Here is a 23,325-nt window from a genome sequence, read left to right as displayed (position 1 = left end):
TAACCGCCGCGGGACCTACGGTGACCGTTTGGCCCGGAGTTCGGAGAAACATCGAACTCCGGGCCGATTTGTGATCCAATCTCCCCCAGGATGTGACGCATCTCCCTCAGTGGAGGTGTTCACGCAGGTCAGAGCGACAAACGAGCAAACCCCGGGGCCAAAGTCCTGTCCGTTTCGTGACGTTACGCACTGACAGCTGGTTAGTCCGCCCTTCAAGCTGATGTAGGAAGTCGGGGGTCGACTTTGAACCGGGAGTACGTCAGTGAGCGCCATGCCGATCGTCTTGCTGCTCATCACGGCCGCCACCGGCGCCGTGGGCGTCGCCGTCCTGCGCACCCTTCTGGTGCTGCGCAGGCAGGTCGCGGCCCTGCACACGCAGCTCGCCGAGAACCAGGCCGCCGCGATGCGCGCCCTGCTGCCCGCAGCCCGAGCCGCGGCCGACACCACTGAGATACGCGCGGCCGTGGCCGAGGCGCTCGCCGAGGAGCGGGAGCGCGAGCTGGCCGAGGCGCGGGCGTTCTGGGCCGCCCAGGAGGCCCGCGACGCCTCCGACACGCCCACCCTGCTCGGTCTGGCCGACAGCGAGATGTTCCTCCCCCGGCAGACCGACTTCGCGGGCCTGGAGCCGGTGACCGAGTCCGGCGCGGACGCCGACGAGTTCGCCGGGGAGTCCCCGGAGCTGGCCGCGGCCCGCCGCCGCCACCCCTCCCATCCCGACTTCGTGCCCGTCCAGTCGCCCGTCGTCAACGACCACGAGCGCACGGTCACCATCCTCGAACAGCTCGCGGACTCCCGCACCGAGCTCACCGACGTCCGCCCGGGCCCCCTCGGCACCCTCGACGTCTACGTCTTCGCCGACGGCACCACCCTGTGCATGACCCCCGGCCACCGCGAGACGGCGGAACGCCTGGCAGCGGCCCTGCGCGCGGGCGAGCACCCCCACCTGCTGGGCGGCTCGGGCATCTCGGGCGCGTACACCCTGACGTTCACGTGCGGCGAGGAGACGGTCTACATCCTCGCGGACCGGGTCATCGCCTCGCTCTGAGGGTCAGACCCCCGCCCTCTTCTGCGCCTGGGCGACCAGCCGGACCGCCTCCTCGACCTCGGCGTCGCTTTCCAGCACGATCGCCAGGTCGTGCCCGGCCACGGTGATCTGATCGGCGGCCGCGAACATCCCCGCGTCCGGCATCTCCCGGGGTTTTCCCGAAGGATCCTCGATCCGCTGGGCCCACAGCGCCAACTCCCTGGCCAGTCCCAGCGCCTCGGCGGCAGCGCTCCGCTGGAGCCGACTCTGCGGCGCGGCCCGCAACCGGTCGGCGAAGTGATCCACGGCATGGGTCAGGGGCGTCGTATCAACCACGCGGTGAGCGTAACGCGTCCCAGCGGGACTGTTGCCAACACGCGGGAGCTAGGGCACGGTGACCTGAAGGACCGGCTTACATCCCCTTTGCGCACGGAGGCGCCGATGTCCCAACTCTTCTCCGAGGAGACCCACCGCAACCTGCTCGCCCGCATCCCCCACTGCACCGGCCGCGAAGTCTCCGACTGGCTTCGCGCCGTAGAAGAAGGCCCCGCTCTCTTCCGCTTCGAGGAGAAGGTCAGCTGGCTCCGGCACGAGCACAACCTCGCGTACGGCCACGCCAAGGCGATCGTCCATGAGTACGACCTGAGGAGGGCCGCGCGCAAGCTGCTCTAGGCGCGCACACCCGGAACCGTCCAGCACGACCGAAGGGCCCCGGGAGAACCCGGGGCCCTTCTCGTCACCGCTGGGCGGTGACTAGTCGCTGCTGCTGAAGATCGCCGCGAGCCGCAGCATCTCCACGTAGATCCACACCAGGGTCATGGTGAGGCCGAACGCGGCCAGCCAGGCCTCCTGGCGCGGGGCGCCGTAGGCGATGCCGTCCTCGATCTGCTTGAAGTCGAGGGTCAGGAAGAACGCGCCGATGACCACCGCGATGATGCCCACGACCGCACCCAGCGGGCCGAAGCTGCGCAGACCGCCGTCCGAGGCGACGCCGAACGCCACCAGCAGCAGGTTGACGGCCATGACCAGGATGAACGCCATGGCGATCGCCAGGCCGATCCGGGCGTACCGGGCGGTGACGCGGATCCAGCCCGCCTTGTAGATCAGCAGGGTGGCTGCCGAGACCGCCATGGTGCCGAGCACCGCCTGGAACGGGGCACCGCTCCACTCGCTGTTGTACATCTCGCTGATCACGCCGAGGAAGACGCCCTCGAAGGCGGCGTATCCCAGGATCAGCGCGGGCGAGGGGGTGCGCTTGAAGCTCTGGACGAGCGCCAGGGCCATCGCGACCAGGGCGGCCCCGATCGCCAGGCCCCAGCTGCCGGCCGAGACCGGCAGCAGGGCCCAGGCGAGGACCGCGCCGACGGCGACGGTGCCGAGCGTCATGGCCGAGCGCATGACGACGTCGTCCATCGTCATCCGGCCGGTGGAGACCGGGGCCTGCGGCGGGGCGCCGTACTGCTGGTCCTGCTGGGCGTACGGGTTGTTCGCGTAGGGGTTGCCCTGGGCGTACGGGTTGCCCTGGGCGTAGGGGTTGCCCGGTGCGTACCCGGCCTGCGGCGCGGTGTTGAAGCCCGCGTAGCCGTTGTCGCGGCTGAACCCCCGTCGCGAGAAGACCGGGTTACTGCTCCTCATTTCACTCCTCCATGGCCACCCTGCGTGGCCTTGGCTCAAGAGTAATGGATTGGCAAAAGATCGACCCTAGTACCTGGGGAGGATCTTTCCCGGATCCGGGTGGATCTTCCTCAGTTGGATCTTTCCCTGTCTGTGCTGGCCAACACGCTACGCGGATGCGTGATTCCCGGCCACGGAGGGATCCATTCCTGACCGAACCGGTACATGGCCGGAACCGGACGAGGATGTCAGTCCAGCGGAAACCCGGTGTAGGCCTCGGCGAGGTCCGTCTCGGCGGCCCGGGAGGAGGCGATCCGCTCCAGGCGGGCCCGCTGGAGACGGTCCTCGAAGGGGGTGGCGTCCGGGGCGCGGTGCAGCAGGGTCGTCATGTCGTAGGAGAACCGCTCGGCCTGCCAGACACGGCTCAGACAGGTCGCGGAGTAGGCGTCGAGCAGCTCCGGCGAGCCGGTCTCCCGCCGGTGGGCCAGCGCCCGCGCGAAGGTGACGACGTCGCCGACGGCGAGGTTCAGCCCCTTCGCGCCGGTCGGCGGCACGATGTGGGCGGCGTCCCCGGCGAGGAAGAGGCGGCCGTGCCGCATGGGCTCGTGCACGAAGGAGCGCATCGGCGTGACCGACTTCTGGGTGATGGGCCCGCGCTCGAGCCGCCAGCCGTCGGCGGTCTCGAACCGGCGCTCCAGCTCGTCCCACGTCTCCTCGTCACCCCAGCTCTCCGCCTCCGTACCGGCGGGCACCTGGAGGTAGAGGCGGGAGACGGACGGGGAGCGCATGGAGAGCAGGGCGAAGCCGCGGTCGTGGCGGGCGTAGACCAGCTCGTCGTGCGAGGGGGCGACGTCGGCCAGGATGCCGAGCCATCCGAACGGGTAGGTCCGCTCGAAGACCCGGGAGAGCTCGACGGGGACGGCCTTGCGGGACACGCCCCAGAACCCGTCGCACCCGACGACGTACTCGCACTCCAGCACGTCCTCACGCCCTTCGTACCGGAAGGGCACGCGCGGCCGGTCGGTGCCGGCCCCCTCCACGGCCAGCGCCTCCGCCTCGAACAGCAGCGGACCGCCGTCCTTCAGCTGCAGGGCGATGAGGTCCTTGCAGACCTCGGTCTGCGCGTAGACCATCACGGACCGGCCGCCGGTCAGCGCGGGGAAGTCGACCCGGTGGCGCCTCTTGTCGAACCGCAGCTCGATCCCGTCGTGCCGCAGCCCCTCCCGGTCCATCCGCTCCCCGGCCCCGACCGCCCGCAGCACGTCCACCGTCCCCTGCTCCAGGATCCCGGCCCGCTGCCGGTGCTCGACGTACTCGCGGTCGCGGCTCTCCAGAACCACCGAGTCGATGCCCGCGGCGCGCAGCAGCCGCGCGAGAAGCAGCCCGGCGGGCCCGGCTCCGATGATGCCGACGGTGGTGCGCATCGGTCGTTCCCTTTCGTTCGACGGTCGCGGGGCGACTCACTCTGTTCGCGTAGTGAAGTTTTCTTCACCAACTTCTCCGCGTGAGTCTCCGACCGCGTACGCCCGCTGTCAACGGTTGCGCGGCACATCGAACTGCGAAACGAAGCCGCACCGTTCAGGCTTTCGCGTCCGGCAAGAGGCGGGCTACGAAGGCGGCCGACCCGCTCCCGAGCCGAGTGGTCGGTCAGCCGGAAGACAGCCCAGCAGCGCGCCGGTCAGCGCCCGAGCTGACGGTGTACGAGGGGTGAGGGGTGAGGGGTGAGAGAACCGGCTCCAAGCCGTGAAGCGGGATGTGCCCGGAACCGGACTTGAACCGGTACGCCCGCGAGGGGCAGCGAGGTTTAAGCTCGCCGTGTCTGCATTCCACCATCCGGGCAGGCCATGGGCTCCGCTTTCGAGGTTCTGACCCTATCGGGATGCATCCCCCGAACAGCGGGCGGGCGGACCGATGTTGTCTTATTTTATTGAGGTCTGAGGGTGCATCAGCCCACGGAACACGCCATCCGCACTTGCCAGTAGCGTGACGTGCGGTGGGCGGCCACGTACGCGGAATGACGGAATTTCACCGTACGAACGAGGGGGCTCCACCTGTTCTCGACACCTCCTCCACCCTTCTCGGGGTCCGCCGTCATCCCCAGGTATGACGTGGCGTCGGCCCGTCCGACCGGAGTCGGCCCCCGGAACCGGAACAGGGGGTGACTCCAGGGCGGCGAGCGGCGGAGACGATGGAGCACGTCCCCTCGAACGCCGTCGTCCCGACAGGAGCACGTTTCCGTGACCACCACACCCACCGCCGACCGGACCACCGCCGTGGCCGCCCGCGCCACGGAGCTGTCGAAGATCTACGGGCAGGGTGAGACCCGGGTGGTCGCCCTGGACCAGGTCTCCGTCGACTTCCGGCAGGCCGAGTTCACCGCGATCATGGGACCGTCCGGGTCCGGCAAGTCCACGCTGATGCACTGCGTGGCCGGTCTGGACACCTTCTCCTCCGGGTCCGTGCGGATCGGCGAGACCGAGCTGGGCTCCCTGAAGGACAAGCAGCTGACCAAGCTGCGCCGGGACAAGATCGGGTTCATCTTCCAGGCGTTCAACCTGCTGCCGACGCTGACGGCGCTGGAGAACATCACCCTCCCGATGGACATCGCGGGCCGCAAGCCGGACAAGCAGTGGCTGGACAAGGTGATCGAGATGGTCGGCCTGTCCGGCCGGCTGAGCCACCGGCCGTCCCAGCTCTCCGGCGGCCAGCAGCAGCGCGTGGCCGTCGCCCGCGCCCTCGCCTCCCGGCCCGACATCATCTTCGGCGACGAGCCCACCGGAAACCTCGACTCGCGCTCCGGCGCCGAGGTGCTGGGCTTCCTGCGCAACTCCGTGCGGGAGCTGGGCCAGACGGTGGTGATGGTCACCCACGACCCGGTGGCCGCGGCCTACGCGGACCGGGTGGTGTTCCTGGCCGACGGGCAGATCGTCGACGAGGTGTACGGCCCGACGGCCGACTCCGTCCTCGACCGGATGAAGCGGTTCGACTCGAAGGGCCGTACCAGCTGATGTTCCGCACCGCCCTGCGCAACGTACTCGCGCACAAGGCCCGGCTCCTGATGACCGTGCTCGCCGTCATGCTCGGCGTGGCGTTCGTGTCCGGGACGCTGGTCTTCACCAACACCATCTCCGACGCCTACCAGAAGAGCTCCGCCAAGGGATTCGACCAGGTCGACGTCGCCGTCACCGCCGAGAGCCAGGAGGACAAGGGCAACACGATCGGCAAGACGCCCAAGCTGACCCAGGCGCTGCTCGACCGGAGCGCGAAGGTCCCGGGCGCCGCCTCCGCCACCGGCGTCGTGACCGGCTTCACCGCCATCGCCGACAAGCACGGCAAGCTGGTCGGCGGCGGCTGGCAGTCCGAGGGCGGGAACTACTGGGGCACCAAGGACGCCCGGTACCCGCTGGTCGGCGGTCACGCCCCGCGCGGCAAGGGCGAGGTGCTGATCGACTCCAGGACCGCCGAGCGGGCCGGCTACAAGATCGGTGACCGCGTGCGCATCTCGGTCGACGGACCCGTGCTCACCCCGGCCATCAGCGGCATCTTCACCACCGACGACGGCAACGTCGCCGCCGGCGGCAGCCTCGCCCTGTTCGACACGGCGACCGCGCAGAAGCTGTTCGGCAAGCCGGGCACGTACGACGAGATCGACGTGCGGGCCAAGGCGGGCACCAGCCAGGCCGCGCTGAAGTCCGCGCTGGACACCGCCCTGCCGAAGAACCTGGTGGAGACCACCACCGGGAAGGAACTCGCCGACGACCAGGCGGAGCTGATCTCCTCCCAGATGTCCGGGCTGAAGCAGGGCCTGCTGGTCTTCGCGGGCATCGCGCTCTTCGTCGGCACGTTCATCATCGCCAACACCTTCACCATGCTGGTCGCCCAGCGCACCAAGGAGCTGGCGCTGCTGCGCGCGGTCGGCGCCTCCCGCAAGCAGGTCACGCGGTCGGTGCTCGTCGAGGCGTTCGTGGTCGGCGCGGTCGCCGCCGTGGCCGGTCTGGTCGCGGGCATCGGCATCGGCGCCGGACTGCGCTCGCTGATGGGCTCGCTGGGCGCCACGGTCCCGGACGGGCCGCTGGTGATCTCCCCCGGCACGGTCGGCTCCGCCCTCGCGGTCGGCATCCTCGTCACGATGCTCGCCGCCTGGCTGCCGGGCCGCCGGGCCGCGAAGATCCCGCCGGTCGCGGCGATGAGCAGCCTGCACGCCCAGGCCACCACCAAGTCGCTGGTGCTGCGCAACACGCTGGGCGCGCTGTTCTCGGCGGCGGGCGTCGCCGTCGTCCTGGCCGCCACGTCGATGGAGGGCTCGGACGGGCAGGCCCCGATGGGGCTCGGCGCGGTGCTGCTGATCATCGGCGTCTTCATCCTCACCCCGCTGCTGTCCCGCCCGCTGATCGCGGCCGCCGCCCCGGTGCTGCGCGTGTTCGGGGTCTCCGGCAAGCTGGCCCGGCAGAACTCGGTGCGCAACCCTCGCCGTACGGCCGCCACCGCCTCCGCGCTGATGATCGGCCTGACCCTGATCACCGGTATGACGGTGATGGCGGGCAGCCTGCAGAAGTCGATCGACAAGATGGCGAGCGCGGCGATCCGCGCGGACTACGTGGTGTCGATGGCCAACGGCAACGAACTCTCCCCGGACGTGGACGAGAAGCTCGCCGCCACCGACGGCGTCACCGCCACCAGCCCGCTGCGCAACGCGGCCTCCCGTATCGACGGGCGGTCCGAGTACCTGACCGGCGTCAACGGCCCGGCGATCGGCAGGCTGACCGACCTCAAGGTCGACGACGGTTCGTTCAAGGTGGGCGGCTCGCAGGTCGTCGTCGACGACGAGACCGCCAAGTCGCACGGCTGGAAGGCCGGTTCGGACTTCACCGTGCACTACGAGGACGGCAAGGCGCAGAAGCTGACCGTCGCGGGGGTCTACGAGGGCAACGACATGATCCAGGGCATCATGCTGGACAACAGGGCCCTGACCCCGCACGTGACCGACCCGGCCGACATGCAGGTCATGGTCAAGACGGCGGACGGCGCCTCCGACGCGACCAAGGACAAGCTGGAGAAGGCGCTGGGGAACAACCCGGCGATCAAGGTCCAGGACAAGAAGGACCTGTCCGACTCCATCGCGCAGATGTTCACGCTGATGCTGAACATGGTCTACGGCCTGCTGGCGATGGCGGTGATCGTGGCGGTCCTCGGGGTCGTCAACACCCTGGCCATGTCGGTCTTCGAACGCTCCCAGGAGATCGGCATGCTCCGCGCGATCGGCCTGGACCGCAGGGCCATCAAGCGGATGGTCCGTCTGGAGTCCCTGGTCATCTCCGTCTTCGGCGGGGTGCTGGGCATCGGCCTGGGCGTGTTCTTCGGCTGGGCGGCCGGTGAGCTGCTCGGCACGAGGATGGCGACGTACGAACTGGTCCTGCCGTGGGCCCGGATGGCGGTCTTCCTGCTGCTGGCCGGCACGGTCGGCGTCCTGGCCGCCCTGTGGCCGGCCCGGCGGGCGGCCCGCCTGAACATGCTGACCGCCATCAAGTCGGAGTAGCCGCAGGGCCGCGAGGCCCCGTTTCTTCCGGGTGCGTACCGGAGGGAACGGGGCCTCGCGCGTTCAGTTCCAGGTGCGGGAGCGCAGCGGCAGACCGGACTCGCCGGAGTCGGGGGTGCGTACCGCCAGGACCTGGTTGACGCCGATGCGGTTGTGTTCGAAGGCGAGGGCGGAGGCCGCCATGTACAGCCGCCAGACGCGGGCCCGGCCGGGGCTGGTGAGCCGGACCGCGCGGGGCCAGTCGGCCTCCAGGTTGGCGACCCAGCGGCGCAGGGTGAGGGCGTAGTGCTCGCGGATCGACTCCACGTCCCGGACCTCGAAACCGGCCCGCTCCAGCTGGGTCACCGTGGTGCCGAGGGGGGCGAGCTCGCCGTCGGGGAAGACGTAGGCGTCGATGAACTCGTTCACGTGGTACGTCGTCTCGTCGCGCTGCGGTCGGCGGGCGATCTGGTGGTTCAGGAGCCGCCCGCCGGGCTTCAGCAGGGTGTACAGGTCCCTGGCGTACCCCAGGTAGCGTTCGGCGCCGACGTGTTCGGCCATGCCGATGGAGGAGATCGCGTCGTACGGGCCGTCGGTGATGTCCCGGTAGTCCTGCACCCTGATCTCCACCCGGTCGGTGAGTCCCTCGTCGGCGACGCGCTTGCGGGCGTACGCGGCCTGCTCCTGGGAGAGCGTGACGCCGACGACGGTCACGCCGTGCTCACGGGCCGCGTGCATCGCCATCGAGCCCCAGCCGCAGCCGACGTCCAGGAGGCGTCGGCCGGGCGCCAGGGCGAGCTTGCGGCAGACCAGTTCCAGCTTGTCGCGCTGGGCGGATTCGAGGGTGCCGCCCTTCTCCCAGTAGGCGCAGGAGTACACCATGGACGGGCCGAGGACGATCTCGTAGAAGTCGTTGCCGACGTCGTAGTGGTGGCTGATGGCGCGTCTGTCGCTGCGCCTGGTGTGCAGATGGTGGCGCCGGCGGACCTCCTCGCGGGGCGGCGCGGGCGGGAGAGGGGGCCCGGCGAGCCGGAGCAGCCCGCGGGCGGCGGACCTGACCTCGGGGTCGCGCAGCGCCTGGGCGAGGGTGCGGGCGTCCTCCCCGCGCTCCCACATCAGCCCGGCCAGCGCGTCGAGGGCGGTGTACAGGTCGCCCTCGATGTCGAGGTCGCCGGACACCCAGGCGCGGGCCAGGCCCAGTTCGCCCGGCTTGAACAGCAGCCGGCGCAGGGCGCGGCGGTTGCGCACGACCAGGGTCGGGGCGCCCGGCGGACCGGCCAGCGAACCGTCCCAGGCGCGGATGCTCAGCGAGAGCGGGTCTTCCAGCATCTGTTCGAGCAGGCTCTTGAGCCGCGACGCGGCGTCGGCCATGGCGCACACCTCCGTGCAAGGAATGGGCCCGTCTGATCCCGTCTCCCGGGACAACGGTCGCGTACGGGGACGTATTTCCCCGCCGCACACCCCAACCTGCACGGGGCCCGTTTCGTCACACTCCCGCCATGCCGAAGGGGCCGCCCGCACCACGGATGGCGGGCGGCCCCTTCGGGCTGTCGAGGTGACCTGGGGTCAGGAGGCCTTGGCCTTCTCCCCGGTCTTGTCGGCCTTGCTCGCGGCGGCGACCGGCGCCGGCTTGGCGGCCTCGTAGAACTCCTCGCGCGGGTTCTCCATGGCGCCGAGGGAGACGACCTCGCGCTTGAGGAACATCGCGAGCGTCCAGTCGGCGAAGACGCGGATCTTGCGGTTCCAGGTCGGCATGGCCAGACCGTGGTAGCCACGGTGCATGTACCAGGCGAGACGGCCCTTGAGCTTGATCTTCATCTTGCCCATGACGATCATCGCGACGCCCTTGTGCAGGCCGAGGCCCGCCACCGCGCCCTTGTTGGCGTGGCTGTACTCCTTCTGCGGGAAGCCCCGCATGCCGGAGATCACGTTGTCGCCGAGCACCTTGGCCTGGCGCAGCGCGTGCTGGGCGTTCGGCGGGCACCAGGCGTTCTCCACGCCGGCCTTGCGGGCGGCGACGTCCGGCACCTGGGCGTTGTCGCCCGCGGCCCAGATGTAGTCGGTGCCCCTGACCTGGAGCGTGGGCTCGCAGTCGACGTGGCCGCGCGGGCCGAGCGGGAGGCCGAAGCGGCCGAGGGCCGGGTTCGGCTTGACGCCGGCGGTCCACACGATGGTGTTGGAGTCGACCTCGAGGCCGTTCTTCAGCACCACGTGGCCGTCGACGCAGGAGTCCATGGAGGTGGACAGGTAGACCTCGACACCGCGGCCCTCGAGGTGCTCCCTGCCGTACTGGCCGAGCTTCGGGCCCACCTCGGGGAGGATCTTGTCGGCGGCGTCGACGAGGATGAAGCGCATGTCCTCACGGGACACGTTCTTGTAGTACTTGGCCGCGTCCCGGGCCATGTCCTCGACCTCGCCGATGGTCTCCGCACCCGCGAAGCCACCGCCGATGAAGACGAAGGTGAGCGCCTTGCGGCGGATCTCCTCGTCGGTCGTGGAGTCGGCCTTGTCGAGCTGCTCGAGGACGTGGTTGCGCAGGCCGATGGACTCCTCGATGCCCTTCATGCCGATGCCCTGCTCGGCGAGGCCGGGGATCGGGAAGGTGCGGGAGACCGCGCCCATCGCGATGACGAGGTAGTCGAAAGGCAGCTCGTACGCCTCGCCGACCAGCGGGGCGATCGTGGCGACCTTGCGGTCCTGGTCGATGGTGGTGACCCGGCCGGTGAGGACCTCCGCCTTCGGCAGCACGCGCCGCAGCGGGACGACGACGTGGCGAGGGGAGATGCTGCCGGCGGCGGCTTCGGGCAGGAAGGGCTGGTAGGTCATGTACGACCGGGGGTCGACGACCGTGACGGTCGCCTCGCCGTAGCGCATCTTCTTCTGGATGCGCCGAGCTGCGTACAGGCCTACGTACCCACCGCCTACTACGAGGATCCTGGGACGCTCCGTGGTGCTCATGGCATCGAGTATCCACCCGCCCCAGGGGGGTCGCTCGTGCGCCCCTTCACAAGGTTCTTGAGGGCCTGTGCTAAACTCCGCGGCCCGCGTGACGCAGGTCATGATTGCGTGGGGGAACCGGCCGGGCCCGCGACCCGTTGTCAATGCCGCGTGAGCTGCCTCTCCGGTCGTTCGGGCCCCCTGTGAGAGCTCGGAAACACCCCTCCCGGAGCACTGCCGGACACCGCCCCGCGACGCCCTCCTGAGCACGCTCTCGGGCCCGTTGGACCCCCGAACGGCTCAACAGAACCTCATTGATCCCCCTACCGGGCCGAATTCCTTGTGAAGAACTTCACGAACTTTTCCGGCGGAGCGTCGGCGGGGGGCCCGCGAAGGCCCCCCGAGAGTGCTCAAACGTTATCCGACCTGCTCACTCGACGGCTACCGATCGGTAACAAGTGAGACCCAGGCCACCGCTCTAGGCGACCGACCACGCGATGCCGTCGAGGATGTCGTGCTCGCTCACGACGACCTCCTCGGCCCCGATCCGCTCCATGATCGCCAGCAGCACGAGGGCGCCGGCGCCGATGACGTCGACCCGTCCCGGATGCATGGACGGGATCGCCGCGCGCTCGGCGTGGGTGGCACGCAGCAGCGCGCCCGCGATCTCGCGTACGCGGTCCAGCGGGATCCGGGAGTGGTGGATGGCCTCCGAGTCGTACTCGGGCAGATCCTGCGCGATCGCCGACACGGTGGTGACGGACCCGGCGAGACCGACCAGCGTGCGCGCCTCGCGCAGCGGAACCATCTCCTCGGCGAGGTCGAGGGCCGCCTCGATGTCCGCCCTTATCGCGGCGATCTGCTCCTCGGTGGGCGGGTCGCTCACCTTCCCGTAGCGCACCAGGTGCCGCTCGGTCATCCGCACACAGCCGATGTCGACGGAGCGGGCGGCGCGCACATGGTCGTCGCCGACGACGAACTCGGTGGAGCCGCCGCCGATGTCCACCACCAGGAAGGGCCGGGCGAGGTGGTCACGTCCCGTCAGTTCCCTCGTGGCGCCGGTGAAGGAGAACTCGGCCTCCTGGTCACCGGAGATGACCTCGGGCTCGACGCCGAGGATGTCCACGACCCCGCGCACGAACTCGTCCCGGTTCTCGGCGTCCCGGGAGGCGGAGGTGGCGACGAAGCGCAGCCGCTCGGCACCGTGCTCCTTGATGATCGCCGCGTACTCACGGCAGGCGGCGAAGGTCCGCTCCAGCGCCTCGGGCGCCAGCCGGCCGGTGCGGTCGACGCCCTGCCCGAGCCGCACGATGGTCATACGCCGGTCCAGCTCGACGAGTCCGCCCGTCTCCGGGTCCACGTCGCAGACGAGCAGACGGATGGAGTTCGTACCGCAGTCGACGGCGGCGACCCGGGTCACTGGGCGTCTCCCTCGATCGGCTTGGCGGCGAAGTGGCCCTTGCCGTCCTGAGCCGTCTCCACCTGGCAGCCCTCTCCGGACGGGGCCCCGGGAAGCGTCACGCACGGCCCCTTGCGCCACCACTCCGGCAGCATCGCGATCGCCTCGTCGCCCAGCGGGTTGACGCCCGGTCCGGCGGCCAGCGAGTGGGCGACGAGCACGTGCAGGCACTTCACCCGGTCCGGCATGCCGCCCGCGCTCGGGAAGCCCGTCAGCTCCTCGATCTCGTCCCGGCGCCGGACGTAGTCCTCGTGCGCGGCGCGGTAGGCGGCCGCGAGCTCCGGGTCGGTGGCCAGCCGCTCCGTCATCTCCTTCATCACGCCGTCGGCCTCCAGCGTGCCGATCGCCGAGGCGGCGCGCGGGCACGTCAGGTAGTACAGCGTCGGGAAGGGCGTGCCGTCGGGCAGCCGCGGGGCGGTCTCGACGACGTCCGGCTGCCCGCAGGGGCACCGGTGCGCGATGGCGCGCAGTCCGCGCGGCGGCCGGCCCAGCTGCTGCTTGAAGGCCTCGACATCCGCCTCGGTGGGCTCGGTGCGCGGGGTCTGGGGCGGGGGCGTTTCCATGCCTGTACGAAAGTCTCTCTGTCGGTTCACTGGTCGGAGGCGTCGGACTTGTCGACACCGTCCCAGACGTTCGCGTACCAGGGGCGGTCCGCCGCCCCCAGGTCGGCGCGGGCCGGCTTGGCCGCGTTCGGGTCGACCACGATGTATCCGGTCTCCCCCGGCATCACGTAGTGCAGCCGCCGCCGGATCTGCTGCTCGGCGTACGCGTCGTCCTGCCACCGCGCCTTGAGGTCGCGCAGCTGCTCGACCCGCTCCCTGGCCTGCTGCTTCTCCCGCTGCAGGTCGGCGATCTGGGCGCGCTGGGAGACGTACTGCCGCATCGGGTAGGCCAGCGCCACCACCAGCGAGCAGACCACGAGCGCGAGCAGCGCGGCCCGGCTGGTCAGCCGGGAGCGGTGGGCCTGCCGTTTGGTCTGGGAGCGGTAGACCCGGGCCGCGGTCTGCTCGCCGAGCAGCCGGATCCTGGTCGCGGTGGAGAAACGGTCCCGTTCCTTCGCGGCCATCTGGCTCTCCGCCTCCCCTGCGTGCTTCCTACGTGCGTACGTCCCCGGACACGGTACGGGACCGGGTACGGGGACGTACGTACGACTGGCTAGGCCTTGCCTATTTACGGCTTTGCGGCTCAGCCCTTGCCATGCCCACTGGTTCGCGGAGCGCTGTGCCTACTGGTTCGCGGAGCGAAACCGGGGGAACGCGCTGCGCCCCGCGTACACCGCCGCGTCGTCGAGGATCTCCTCGATGCGCAGCAGCTGGTTGTACTTGGCGACGCGCTCGGAGCGGGCCGGGGCGCCGGTCTTGATCTGGCCGCAGTTGGTGGCGACGGCCAGGTCGGCGATGGTGACGTCCTCGGTCTCGCCGGAGCGGTGCGACATCATGCACTTGAAGCCGTTGCGCTGGGCGAGCTCGACGGCGTCCAGGGTCTCGGTGAGCGAGCCGATCTGGTTGACCTTGACGAGCAGGGCGTTGGCGGTGCCCTCCTCGATGCCGCGGGCGAGGCGCTCGGGGTTGGTGACGAACAGGTCGTCGCCGACGAGCTGGACCTTGTCACCGAGCTTGTCGGTGATGACCTTCCAGCCGGCCCAGTCGTCCTCGAACAGCGGGTCCTCGATGGAGACGAGCGGGTAGGCCGCCACGAGCTCCTCGTAGTACTCGGTCATCTCGGCGGCCGAGCGGGACTTGCCCTCGAACTCGTACTTGCCGTCCTTGTAGAACTCGGACGCGGCGACATCGAGCGCGAGCGCGATCTGCTCGCCCGGCGCGTAGCCGGCTTCCTTGATGGCCTCGAGGATGAGGTCGAGGGCCTCACGGTTGGAGCCGAGGTTCGGGGCGAAGCCGCCCTCGTCGCCGAGGCCGGTGGACAGGCCCTTGCCCTTCAGGACCTTCTTCAGGGTGTGGTAGACCTCGGTGCCCCAGCGCAGCGCCTCGGAGAAGGACTCCGCGCCGATCGGGGCGATCATGAACTCCTGGATGTCCACGTTGGAGTCGGCGTGCGAGCCGCCGTTCAGGATGTTCATCATCGGCACCGGCAGCAGGTGCGCGTTCGGGCCGCCCAGGTAGCGGAAGAGGGGGAGGTCGCTGGCCTCGGAGGCGGCGTGGGCGACGGCGAGCGAGACGCCGAGGATCGCGTTGGCGCCGAGGGAGCCCTTGTTGTCGGTGGCGTCCAGGTCGAACATCGCCTGGTCGATCAGGCGCTGCTCGGTGGCGTCGTAGCCGACCAGCTCGGGGCCGATCTGCTCGATGACGGCGAGGACGGCCTTCTCGACGCCCTTGCCCTGGTAGCGGTTGGGGTCACCGTCGCGGAGCTCGATGGCCTCGAAGGCGCCCGTGGAGGCGCCGGAGGGGACGGCGGCACGACCGGTGCTGCCGTCGTCGAGGCCGACCTCGACCTCGACCGTGGGGTTGCCTCGGGAGTCCAGGATTTCCCGGGCTACGACGACGTCGATGGACGGCACGAGCATCTCCTTCTTGGATGTGACGCTGGAAGTGCGGGGCTGGTGTGCCTTGCGACTAGAGCCTAACCGTCCCCGGGGCGTCGGCAGCCGACCGACCGTCCCGTGGACACGGTGACGACAGGCTGACGGTACACATTGTTCCCTGACGGAACAAAGGGGGCGCAGAAAAAACCCCGCCCCGGTGCGTACGGGGGAGGACGCACCGGGGCGGGGAGCCCGTGGGGACGGGGGGTGACCCTCACGAGGCCTCCACTGTGGAGGCCCCGCCTAGGAGGGCGCTGTGGTTCGGCTACAAGCAGCGTGTCACTTCAGGTGCAGCTGCTGGCCCGGGTAGATGAGGTTGGCGTCCTCGACGATGTCCTTGTTCAGCTCGAACAGCTTCTGCCAGCCGCCCGCGACGTTCTGCTTCTGGGCGATCGAGCTGAGGGTGTCACCGGCGACGACCTTGTACTCGCCGTCGCCCTTCTTGACCTTCTTGCCGGTCGGGGTGGTGACGGTCTTGCTCGCGGCCGGACGCTCGCTGGAGCGGGAGGCGGCCTGCTGGTCGGTCGAGCGGGTGGTGGTGGAGCCCGCGGAGTCCGAGGAGCTGGAGGAGTTCGAGGAGCTGTTGCTCGACCCGGCGGAGGAGCCGGTGTACGCGGCGCTGGACAGGCCCTTGCCGCAGACCGGCCAGGCGCCCTTGCCCTGGGCGGCGAGGACCTTCTCGGCGACGGCTATCTGCTGGGCCTTGGAGGCCTGGTTGGCCTGCGGGGCGTACTGGGTGCCGCCGTACGCGGCCCAGGTGGAGGCGGAGAACTGCAGACCGCCGTAGTAGCCGTTGCCGGTGTTGATGGACCAGTTGCCGCCGGACTCGCACTGGGCCACGGTGTCCCACTCGGAGGCGGTGGCGGCGGAGGCGTTGCCGGCCGCCATCAGCGGGGCGGCGACGGCGGCGCCGGTGACACCGGCGACGGCGATGGCGCGGACGGCCTTGGACGGACGGCGGTGCTTGCCCTTGCTGGAAAACAGCATGGATCGATCCCCTCACCGACGCCTGCGAGGTGAGCTGTCGGGTTCGGGCCGGTTGAGTTGCCCGGCCGCACCTCGCGTGGTTCTCGTGCGAGGCGCGGCTTCACCCCAAGCCGTTCCCGGTCGTCTGAACTCCCGGGCCCGGCGCTTACCTTGGGTCCCCCGCTCCTGCCTACGGCGCTTTACGCGACGACTGTTCCCGGGCGGCCACTGGCAGGATTCGGCGTTGCGGCAGCCGGGGCTCGTGGTGACGAGCGGTCACGACCGTAGACACGCGGCCGACGGAATTTCAAAGACGATCAGGGCTTCTGAGACTCATCCCACACTTTCACCAAACAGGACATTGGGTGTGAAGTGGGGCGCCAACTCCGCCTACTTTTCGCCCGTTTCGGTACCAACTTCGAGGGTCTGACCGGGGGCGATGTTGTTCGGGTCGGTGCCGATGGCGTCCTTGTTGGCATCGTAGAGCACCCGCCATCCGCCCTCGAGGTCAAGGGAGTCGGCGATGGAGGCGAGGGTGTCACCGGAGTGGACGGTGTAGCCGCGTGCGGCGTGACGGCCGGAAGAAGCGGCGGTTTGACCGTTTGTCACGCTTTCGTCCGCACTGTCGCCCCGATGGCGGCCACTATTGACGGCCCCGGTGTCGACAAGACTCCAAGAACCCCCGGTCTGCCATGAATTGTCCGAGTCGTCGGCTTCGGGGGCAGTCGTGGAGGAGTCGCCACTCCCCTGAGTGCCTCCGGAGTCAGAAGATGCCGACTTGTCCGACTCGGTGGCATCGGAGGAGCCGTCCTTGGCATCGGCACCACTGCCCTTGCCCGCGCTCGGCGACGGGGAGGCACTGGAGGACGAGTCGGACGACGAGCCCGAACCGGACTTACCGGATGATCCGGACGAGGAGTCCGAAGGCTTCGAAGAGTCAGACGAACCGGAGGAATTGGAAGAACCGGAGGAGTTGCCGGAATCGGATGAATCGGAGTCCCCGACGCCGGTGTCCACATCGACCGAACCGGAGTCCGAGGTGAGTCCGGAGAGCAGGGCGCAGGTGGCCCAGGGGGTGGTGCCCTTGTCGTCGAGGATCTTCTCGGCGACCGCGATCTGCTGCGAGCGGCTGGCCTGGTCGGGGCTGGTGGCGTACTCCAGTCCACCGTGCGCGTCCCAGTCGTCCTGGGAGAGCTGCAGGCCGCCGTAGTACCCGTTGCCGGTGCTGGCGCTCCAGGAGCCGCCGCTCTCGCACTCGGCCACCTTGTCCCATGTGGTCCCGTCGGCCGCGTTCGCGGCGGTGGCGCCGAGGAGCGGGATGGCGATGGCGGAGCCGGTCACGCCGGCCGCGACGAGGAGAGCCGGAGCCTGACGGGGGCGACGGTGTCGACCGTTCCCGGAGAGCATGCGGTGACCTTTCGCAAGACAGCAGTGACCAGCGCGGCGGCTGCGGTGAGGCGCCGCGCTGCCGGTGAACGTATCGGCTGACGATCACTTGTCACAAGTTAATGCCGCGCAGATCACGTGAAGATCACAGACTTGAGCGCGTGTCACCTTCATGTCAGCGGAAGGTCCGGTTCCGGTCGATTACCGGACGGGGGTGAACTCCACGGGCAACGTACGCAGTCCACGCATGATGAGTCCCCCACGCCAGCGCAAATCGGCCGGATCCACCGCGAGTCGGAGGTCGGGAAGGCGGGTGAGGAGGGTGGCGAGCGCGGTCTGGCCCTCCAGCCGGGCGAGGGGGGCGCCGAGGCAGTAGTGGATGCCGTGGCCGTATCCCAGGTGCTGATTGTCACGGCGTCCGAGGTCCAGGACGTCCGGGTCCGCGAACCGCTGCGGATCCCGGTCCGCGGCGGCGAGTACGACGAGGACGGGGTCGCCGGCTGCGATGTCCTGTCCGCCGATGGTGAGCGGCCGGGTGGCGAACCGCCAGGTGGCCAGTTCCACCGGGCCGTCGTAGCGCAGGAGTTCCTCGACGCCGGTCTCCAGGAGTTCGCGTTCCCCCTCGGCGAGGGACCTCTGGAGGCGGGTTCGCTGCTCGGGGTGGGTGAGCAGGGCGTAGGTGCCGTTGCCGATGAGATTGACGGTGGTCTCGAAACCCGCGAACAGGAGGATGAACGCCATGGCGGCGGCCTCGTTCTCGGTGAGGTGCTCACCGTGGTCGGAGGCGCGGATCAGCCCGGAGATGAGGTCCTCGCCCGGGGTGGGTTCGGCGGGCAGCGCCTCCCGTTTGCGGTGGATGAGTTCGGCGAGATAGCCCCGCATCTTCTTGACCGACCGCGCCACCCCGCCGCGCGGCCCGCCCCCGTGACGGATCATCATCCCCGCCCAGTCCCGGAAGTCGTCCTGGTCCTCGCGCGGGACGCCGAGCATGTCGCAGATGGCGTAGATGGGGAGCGGGAAGGCGAACTCGTGGATGAGGTCGGCGCTTCCCCTGGCGGCGAACTGGTCGATGAGGTGATCGGTGAGCTCCTGGACACGGGAGGTGAACTCGGCGACCCGGCGCGGGGTGAAGGCCTTGCTGACCAGCCGGCGGAGCCTGGTGTGGTCCGGCGGGTCGATGTTGAGGAGATGGGTCATCAGCTCGGCCTTGCGCTCACCCGGGATCCCGGTCTTGCCCTTGGCGTGCGCGGGCTCGTCGTGGTGCGCCGGGTTCTTGCTGAGCCGCTGGTCGGCGAGGGCCTGCTTGGCGTCGGCGTAACGGGTGACCAGCCATGCCTCCACTCCGCTGGGCAGTCGTGTCCTGTGCACCGGGGCGTGCTCGCGCAGCCAGGCGTAGGCGGGATAGGGGTCGCTCGCGAACTCCCAGGTGAAGAGGTCGGGCGCGGGCGGCTTGGCGGCGGGCTGGTCGGTCACTCCCCGACGGTATCCGGAGCCTGCGCCCCGGGCGTCCACCCCTCGGCGGCCCGCACCGCGTCCCGGTAGGCCCGCGCCGCCGCCCGCAGGGCCGCCTCCGGGTCGACCCCGTCCGCCTCGGCGCGTATGGCGAGGTCGAGCAGGTGGTAGCCGATGCCCTCGCCCTGGGGCAGGGGCACCTCCAGGCCGGCCGTGCGCACGCGGGAGGCGAGCTTGGCGGCGAGCGCGAGGCCGGGCTGGCCGAGGGGGATGCCCTCGGTCACCGAGGTGCGCTGCTTCTCGACCGCCTTGGTGCGCAGCCAGTGCTCCTTGACCTCCTCGGGGGTCTCGGCGGTCTCGTCGCCGAAGACGTGCGGGTGGCGGTGGATGAGCTTGGCGACGATGCCGCCCGCCACGTCGTCGATGGAGAAGGGGGCCTCCGTGTCCTCCTCGGCTATGCGGGCGTGGAAGACGACCTGGAGGAGCACGTCCCCCAGTTCCTCGCGCAGTTCCTCGCGGTCGCCCTCCTCGATCGCCTCGACGAGTTCGTACGCCTCCTCGATGCCGTACTTGGCCAGGCCCTCGTGGGTCTGCCGGGAGGACCAGGGGCACTCGGCGCGGATGCGGTCCATGACCTGGACGAGGTCGAGGAGGCGGGCGCCGGGCAGGTCGTAGGAGGCGGGCAGCAGCTCCAGTTCCGGCATGCTGATCCGGCCGGTGCCTGCGAGGCGGGCCAGGCCGTCCGTGAGGGCCGGTTCGCCCTCGCCCGTCGCCACGACCACCACCGTGTGGCCACCAGCGCAGGTGTCGACGAGTTCCTGAGCCGTCGGGGACGCCTCGTCCACCGCTATACCCGCCTCACGCAGATACGGCAGCTGCGGATGCGCGCCGTCCGCGCACAGCACGCGGTCGGCGGCGCGCAGTGCCTGCCAGGCGGGCCAGGACAGCAGGCCGGGCGCGACACGGTGGCTGGTGGTGAGCAGGACGATCCGGCCCGGGGCCGCGTCCGGGCCCGGTACCTGGGCGTCTTCGAGGCTGGTGGTGTTCACGCTTCGAACGTAACGCACACCCGCCGCCGACCTCGCGGGTTGTCCACAGGACAGGGGCGATGATCGGTTCGTATGACTTGCTGGGGACTGACCTGTGCGGTGCGACCCGTGCGACGCGACCGGCTTACGCCGTCTGCTGCGTCCCGCTCGCCGTGACCTCCCGTACCCACGGCGTCTTCGCGTCGACCCGGCTGCTCTTCTGCACGTCCCAGGTGCCGTAGCGCGGGTTGAGGTCGACGTGGAGCTCCGCGGACGCGGCGGACAGGGCCTTCCAGAACGCGGGCTGGGTGGGGTCCGTGCCGAGCTTGTCGCCCAGCTTCGTCGCCTCGACCTGGAGGCGCAGGTTGTCGTCAAGACGCTCGGGCGCGATGCCGTACTTCTGCAGCCAGGTCGCCTCCAGGCCCTCGGCGCCGCCGGTCTGCTGCTCCAGGCGGGTGCGCATGGCCTGGATCTCCTTGCGGGAGACGGTGACGCCCTGGTCCCGCGCGGCGCGGTGCAGCACCCGGTCGAGGACCATGTTGTGCAGGGTGTCGCGGGTGAGACTGCTGGTGGAGGCGAGGACCTGCTGGTACTGCGTCTCGTCCGGCACCGCGGCCTTCTGCGCCCGGCGCACCTCCTCGACCCTGCTCTCCAGCTGGGCGACGGTGATCCGCTGTCCGCCGACGACGGCCGCCGCGCCGGGGTGCGCATCGTTTCCGCAGGCGGTGAGCAGAGGGGCCGCGGCGGCGATCGCGGCGGACAGGACGAGCGCGGTGCGACGGCGGCGGTGCAAGGAAACCTCCCGTTGGAGATTGTGCGACGGTGCACAAAGTCTTGCGGTGATCGATGGTAGGCAGTGGGCAGGCTCTGGCCAACCCATTCGACCAACGATTCGCGCGCGCTTCGGGCACCGCCGCGCCTCCGCCGGGGGCGGACGGTCAGCCGGTGATGGCCACCGGGGCGTCCCACGCGTCCCGGTCGACGGTGAGCGTGACGCCGCCGTGCGCCTCCTTGCTGTTGACCATGTACTGGTGGGCGCGGCTGTGGTTCGTGAACCGGGTGGAGCCCCACGGCCAGTCCGCGGTGGTGGTGTTCTGCTTGTCCCACAGCGCGTACCAGAGGTTGCCCGGCAGGTCGGTCCCGTCCGTGGCGGTCGCGACGGCCTTGGCGCTGGAGCTGGTGAAGCCGTAGAAGCCGCTGCGGTACGTCTTGGCGCGCAGCTGCTTGTCGAAGGCGCGGACGTACGTCAGCACGGCGTCGTTGCACGCCTTGTTCGTGATGTCGTACGGCTCCATGTCGAGGTAGATCGGGCTGCCCGCCTTCATCCCGAGTGCCGAGGCCTTGGCGACGGCGTCGGAGGCGTCGCTCGTGCCGAGGGAGGCGGCCGTGGCGGCGGTCAGCTTCTCCGGGTTGGAGCTGGTCTGGCAGGGCGGCTGGGCGCCGACGTAGATCGGGATGAGCTTCCAGCCGACCGTGCTGACCGACTTCACCCAGGAGGCGGTGAGGTTGGGCTGGGCGCAGCCGCGGTTCTTGCCGCCGACGTAGACGGCGGCGGCCCCGTAGAAGCCGGTGTGCCAGGCCTTCATGGTGGCGAGGGAGGGCGCGGTGCAGGTGTCGAAGGCGCGGCCGGTGTACGTCTTCTGCGCGGGCCAGGCGGTGGCGGCCATGGAGGTCTGCGCGGCGATGCCCGCCCCGGCGACCACGGCGGCACCGGCGACCGCCCACGTGATGTATCTGCGCTTCTTGGACTGCCGATGGCTGGACATGGACGAAGACCCCACCCCTGTAGTGCGTGCCTGGCGAAACGGAGCGCAACGTATCCCGGGCCGCCCCCGTGTTCGGGAAACTCCGCCCCCTGAGGGTCACAAGGATCTCTCAGGGAACGGCAAAACCTAGCCGCGCACCTGCCCCAGCCACTGCAGGGTCCGCCGGATCTCGGCGGCCAGCGGATGCCCGGGGCCGTGCACGCGCTCCACGTCCAGCAGCAGCCGCGCGAGGGTGTCGTGGGCGGCGGGCCGGTCGCCGAGGGCGAGCAGCAGATGGCCGATGCGGCGGCGGACGTCGTGGGCGAGCTGCGGGTCGCCGGAGACGTACTGGTTCTCGTAGTACGGCAGCAGCGCCCGGTACTCCGCGAGCGCCGCCGCCGGTTCGCCGAGCTGTTCCAGGCACTGGGCGGCGTCGAAGCGGAACCGCAGCGACTGCGGGTCGGCCTGGCCGGCCTCGGCGGCGCGTTCGTCGGCCAGGCGGCGCAGTTCGGGCAGCGCGCGCCGGTACTGGCCGTCGTCCATCAGCGTGGCCGCGTACTGCTTGCGCAGGGTGCGTACGACCGGGGAGTGCTCGCCGTGCTGTTCGGCCGCGGCGGGCAGGATCGCGCCCAGGATGTCGACGGCCTGGGTGATACGGCCCTCGCCGAGCAGCCGCTTGACCTCGTCGACGGCGGCGGCGACGTCGGGCTTCTCGGTGACGGACGGCACGGGCGCCACGGGCGCGGGCTGCGGCGCGGGCGTGCGCGCGCGGTCCGGCCAGGGGGCGTGCGGACGCAGGAAGGGGCGGGTGGGGTCGAGCGGCGCCCCGGTGGGCGTCCCGCGCGCGGGCAGGAGCAGCGCCAGGTGCTCGTACACCTCCTGCGCGGACGCGGGCCGGTGCTGCGGGTCCTTGGCGAGCAGGCGCAGCACCAGCGCCTCCAGCGCCTCGGGGACCTCCGGACGGATCCGGCGCACCGGCAGCGGCGGCTCGTACAGGTGCCGGTGCAGCACGCCGAGCGCCGTGGAGCCCGCGAACGGCACGTCGCCGCTGAGCAGTTCGTGCATCAGCACACCGAGCGCGTACAGGTCGGTGTACGGGCCCACCGCGCCGCCCATCGCCTGCTCCGGCGCCATGTAGGCGGGCGAGCCGATGGGCGAACCGGTGTGCGTCAGACGGGTGGTGTCGGTGTCCATGACGGAGGCGACGCCGAGGTCGAGGACGGTGACCGTGCCGTCCTGCTTCACCATCACGTTGCGCGGCTTCAGGTCGCGGTGAACGATCGGCACGGCGTGCACGGCGCTCAGCACGGCGCACAGCTGCGCGGCCACCGCGACCGCCCACTGCCACGGATACGGGTCGTGCTCGGCCAGGTGGTCGGAGAGGTCGGCGCCGTCCACGTACTGCATGACGAGGAACAGCTCCTCGCCCTCGCTGCCCGCGTCGTGCACGGTCACCAGCCCCGGGTGGTCGACCTGCGCGGTCACCCGGCACTCGCGCACGAACCGGCGGCGCAGCTCGTCGGCCTCCTGGCCGGCCACCTTGTCGGGGCGCAGCAGCTTCACCGCCACGCGCCGGTCGAGCCGCTGGTCGTAGGCCGTCCACACCTGGCCCATGCCGCCCTGCCCGATGAGCGTGGACAGTTCGTAACGGGAGGCGACG

The 23,325-nt window shown here is 70.4% G+C and carries 20 protein-coding genes, 1 tRNA gene and 1 riboswitch; of the genes, 4 read left to right on the top strand and 17 right to left on the bottom strand.

Annotated features, from left to right (window positions below; genetic code table 11):
- Positions 1-262 precede the first annotated feature (262 nt).
- Entirely contained in the window at positions 263-1,045 is a 783-nt protein-coding gene (locus ACZ7L0_RS25165) for a hypothetical protein (RefSeq protein ID WP_471244787.1), read from the top strand.
- A gap of 3 nt (positions 1,046-1,048) precedes the next feature.
- Here ACZ7L0_RS25165 and ACZ7L0_RS25160 read toward each other — a convergent pair whose 3' ends face one another.
- Positions 1,049-1,360, bottom strand: coding sequence for a hypothetical protein (locus tag ACZ7L0_RS25160; protein WP_471244786.1), 312 nt, complete (start codon positions 1,358-1,360; stop codon positions 1,049-1,051).
- A 105-nt stretch (positions 1,361-1,465) separates the two neighbouring features.
- On the opposite strand from ACZ7L0_RS25160, the gene ACZ7L0_RS25155 reads away from it, so the two are divergent.
- Positions 1,466-1,696 carry a DUF4287 domain-containing protein gene (locus ACZ7L0_RS25155; RefSeq protein ID WP_388803168.1) on the top strand — a complete coding sequence of 77 codons (231 nt, stop codon included), beginning with the start codon at positions 1,466-1,468 and terminating at the stop codon, positions 1,694-1,696.
- An 81-nt stretch (positions 1,697-1,777) separates the two neighbouring features.
- On the opposite strand, the gene ACZ7L0_RS25150 is transcribed toward ACZ7L0_RS25155, so the two are convergent.
- From ACZ7L0_RS25150 to ACZ7L0_RS25140, 3 genes are all read right to left on the bottom strand, one after another.
- The gene (locus tag ACZ7L0_RS25150; RefSeq protein WP_471244785.1) at positions 1,778-2,659 is read right to left on the bottom strand and encodes a Bax inhibitor-1/YccA family protein; all 882 of its coding nucleotides are present in this window, start codon (positions 2,657-2,659) and stop codon (positions 1,778-1,780) included.
- A 227-nt stretch (positions 2,660-2,886) separates the two neighbouring features.
- Positions 2,887-4,062 (bottom strand): 4-hydroxybenzoate 3-monooxygenase, encoded by a 1,176-nt coding sequence (locus tag ACZ7L0_RS25145; protein WP_471244784.1) that lies wholly within the window; start codon positions 4,060-4,062, stop codon positions 2,887-2,889.
- Positions 4,063-4,394: 332 nt separating this feature from the next.
- A tRNA-Leu gene (locus ACZ7L0_RS25140) sits at positions 4,395-4,477 on the bottom strand.
- A gap of 398 nt (positions 4,478-4,875) precedes the next feature.
- Here ACZ7L0_RS25140 and ACZ7L0_RS25135 point away from each other — a divergent pair.
- Positions 4,876-5,646 carry an ABC transporter ATP-binding protein gene (locus ACZ7L0_RS25135; protein WP_471244783.1) on the top strand — a complete coding sequence of 257 codons (771 nt, stop codon included), beginning with the start codon at positions 4,876-4,878 and terminating at the stop codon, positions 5,644-5,646.
- A complete protein-coding gene (locus ACZ7L0_RS25130; RefSeq protein WP_471244782.1) occupies positions 5,646-8,174 on the top strand; it encodes an ABC transporter permease in 2,529 nt (842 codons plus the stop codon). The genes ACZ7L0_RS25135 and ACZ7L0_RS25130 overlap by 1 nt, the downstream gene beginning before the upstream one ends.
- 63 nt (positions 8,175-8,237) lie before the next feature.
- On the opposite strand, the gene ACZ7L0_RS25125 is transcribed toward ACZ7L0_RS25130, so the two are convergent.
- The 13 genes from ACZ7L0_RS25125 to ACZ7L0_RS25065 all read right to left on the bottom strand — a co-directional run bounded on the left by ACZ7L0_RS25125 (position 8,238) and on the right by ACZ7L0_RS25065 (position 23,306).
- Complete coding sequence (locus ACZ7L0_RS25125) at positions 8,238-9,524, bottom strand: class I SAM-dependent methyltransferase (RefSeq protein WP_471244781.1); 1,287 nt, start codon at positions 9,522-9,524, stop codon at positions 8,238-8,240.
- Between the two features lie 195 nt (positions 9,525-9,719).
- Positions 9,720-11,111: an NAD(P)/FAD-dependent oxidoreductase gene (locus tag ACZ7L0_RS25120; RefSeq protein WP_471244780.1), complete on the bottom strand. Its 1,392-nt coding sequence runs from the start codon at positions 11,109-11,111 to the stop codon at positions 9,720-9,722.
- A 457-nt stretch (positions 11,112-11,568) separates the two neighbouring features.
- Positions 11,569-12,510, bottom strand: coding sequence for a Ppx/GppA phosphatase family protein (locus ACZ7L0_RS25115; protein WP_471244779.1), 942 nt, complete (start codon positions 12,508-12,510; stop codon positions 11,569-11,571).
- The gene (locus ACZ7L0_RS25110) at positions 12,507-13,112 is read right to left on the bottom strand and encodes a DUF501 domain-containing protein (protein ID WP_471244778.1); all 606 of its coding nucleotides are present in this window, start codon (positions 13,110-13,112) and stop codon (positions 12,507-12,509) included. Before ACZ7L0_RS25110 ends, ACZ7L0_RS25115 begins: the two co-directional genes overlap by 4 nt.
- Before the next feature lie 26 nt (positions 13,113-13,138).
- Positions 13,139-13,615 carry an FtsB family cell division protein gene (locus ACZ7L0_RS25105; protein WP_471244777.1) on the bottom strand — a complete coding sequence of 159 codons (477 nt, stop codon included), beginning with the start codon at positions 13,613-13,615 and terminating at the stop codon, positions 13,139-13,141.
- A gap of 159 nt (positions 13,616-13,774) precedes the next feature.
- Positions 13,775-15,064, bottom strand: coding sequence for a phosphopyruvate hydratase (gene eno / locus ACZ7L0_RS25100; RefSeq protein ID WP_471244776.1), 1,290 nt, complete (start codon positions 15,062-15,064; stop codon positions 13,775-13,777).
- 303 nt (positions 15,065-15,367) lie between these two features.
- On the bottom strand, positions 15,368-16,075 hold the full coding sequence (locus tag ACZ7L0_RS25095; RefSeq protein ID WP_471244775.1) for a transglycosylase family protein: 708 nt from the start codon (positions 16,073-16,075) through the stop codon (positions 15,368-15,370).
- A 4-nt stretch (positions 16,076-16,079) separates the two neighbouring features.
- A riboswitch (cyclic di-AMP (ydaO/yuaA leader) is annotated at positions 16,080-16,262 on the bottom strand.
- Positions 16,263-16,444: 182 nt separating this feature from the next.
- Complete coding sequence (locus tag ACZ7L0_RS25090; protein ID WP_471244774.1) at positions 16,445-17,461, bottom strand: transglycosylase family protein; 1,017 nt, start codon at positions 17,459-17,461, stop codon at positions 16,445-16,447.
- A 180-nt stretch (positions 17,462-17,641) separates the two neighbouring features.
- Positions 17,642-18,913, bottom strand: coding sequence for a cytochrome P450 family protein (locus ACZ7L0_RS25085; RefSeq protein WP_471244773.1), 1,272 nt, complete (start codon positions 18,911-18,913; stop codon positions 17,642-17,644).
- Positions 18,910-19,941 carry a nucleoside triphosphate pyrophosphohydrolase gene (locus ACZ7L0_RS25080; RefSeq protein ID WP_471244772.1) on the bottom strand — a complete coding sequence of 344 codons (1,032 nt, stop codon included), beginning with the start codon at positions 19,939-19,941 and terminating at the stop codon, positions 18,910-18,912. The genes ACZ7L0_RS25085 and ACZ7L0_RS25080 overlap by 4 nt, the downstream gene beginning before the upstream one ends.
- A gap of 124 nt (positions 19,942-20,065) precedes the next feature.
- Positions 20,066-20,713: a SurA N-terminal domain-containing protein gene (locus tag ACZ7L0_RS25075; protein ID WP_471244771.1), complete on the bottom strand. Its 648-nt coding sequence runs from the start codon at positions 20,711-20,713 to the stop codon at positions 20,066-20,068.
- Positions 20,714-20,858: 145 nt separating this feature from the next.
- Positions 20,859-21,686: a glycoside hydrolase domain-containing protein gene (locus ACZ7L0_RS25070; protein WP_471244770.1), complete on the bottom strand. Its 828-nt coding sequence runs from the start codon at positions 21,684-21,686 to the stop codon at positions 20,859-20,861.
- A 126-nt stretch (positions 21,687-21,812) separates the two neighbouring features.
- Positions 21,813-23,306 carry a protein kinase domain-containing protein gene (locus ACZ7L0_RS25065; RefSeq protein ID WP_471244863.1) on the bottom strand — a complete coding sequence of 498 codons (1,494 nt, stop codon included), beginning with the start codon at positions 23,304-23,306 and terminating at the stop codon, positions 21,813-21,815.
- Positions 23,307-23,325 lie beyond the last annotated feature (19 nt).

The organism is Streptomyces sp. NPDC039424, from assembly GCF_055639495.1.
The sequence above is the reverse complement of the archived record's forward strand: the minus strand, read 5'-3'. Positions and strand labels throughout refer to the sequence as shown.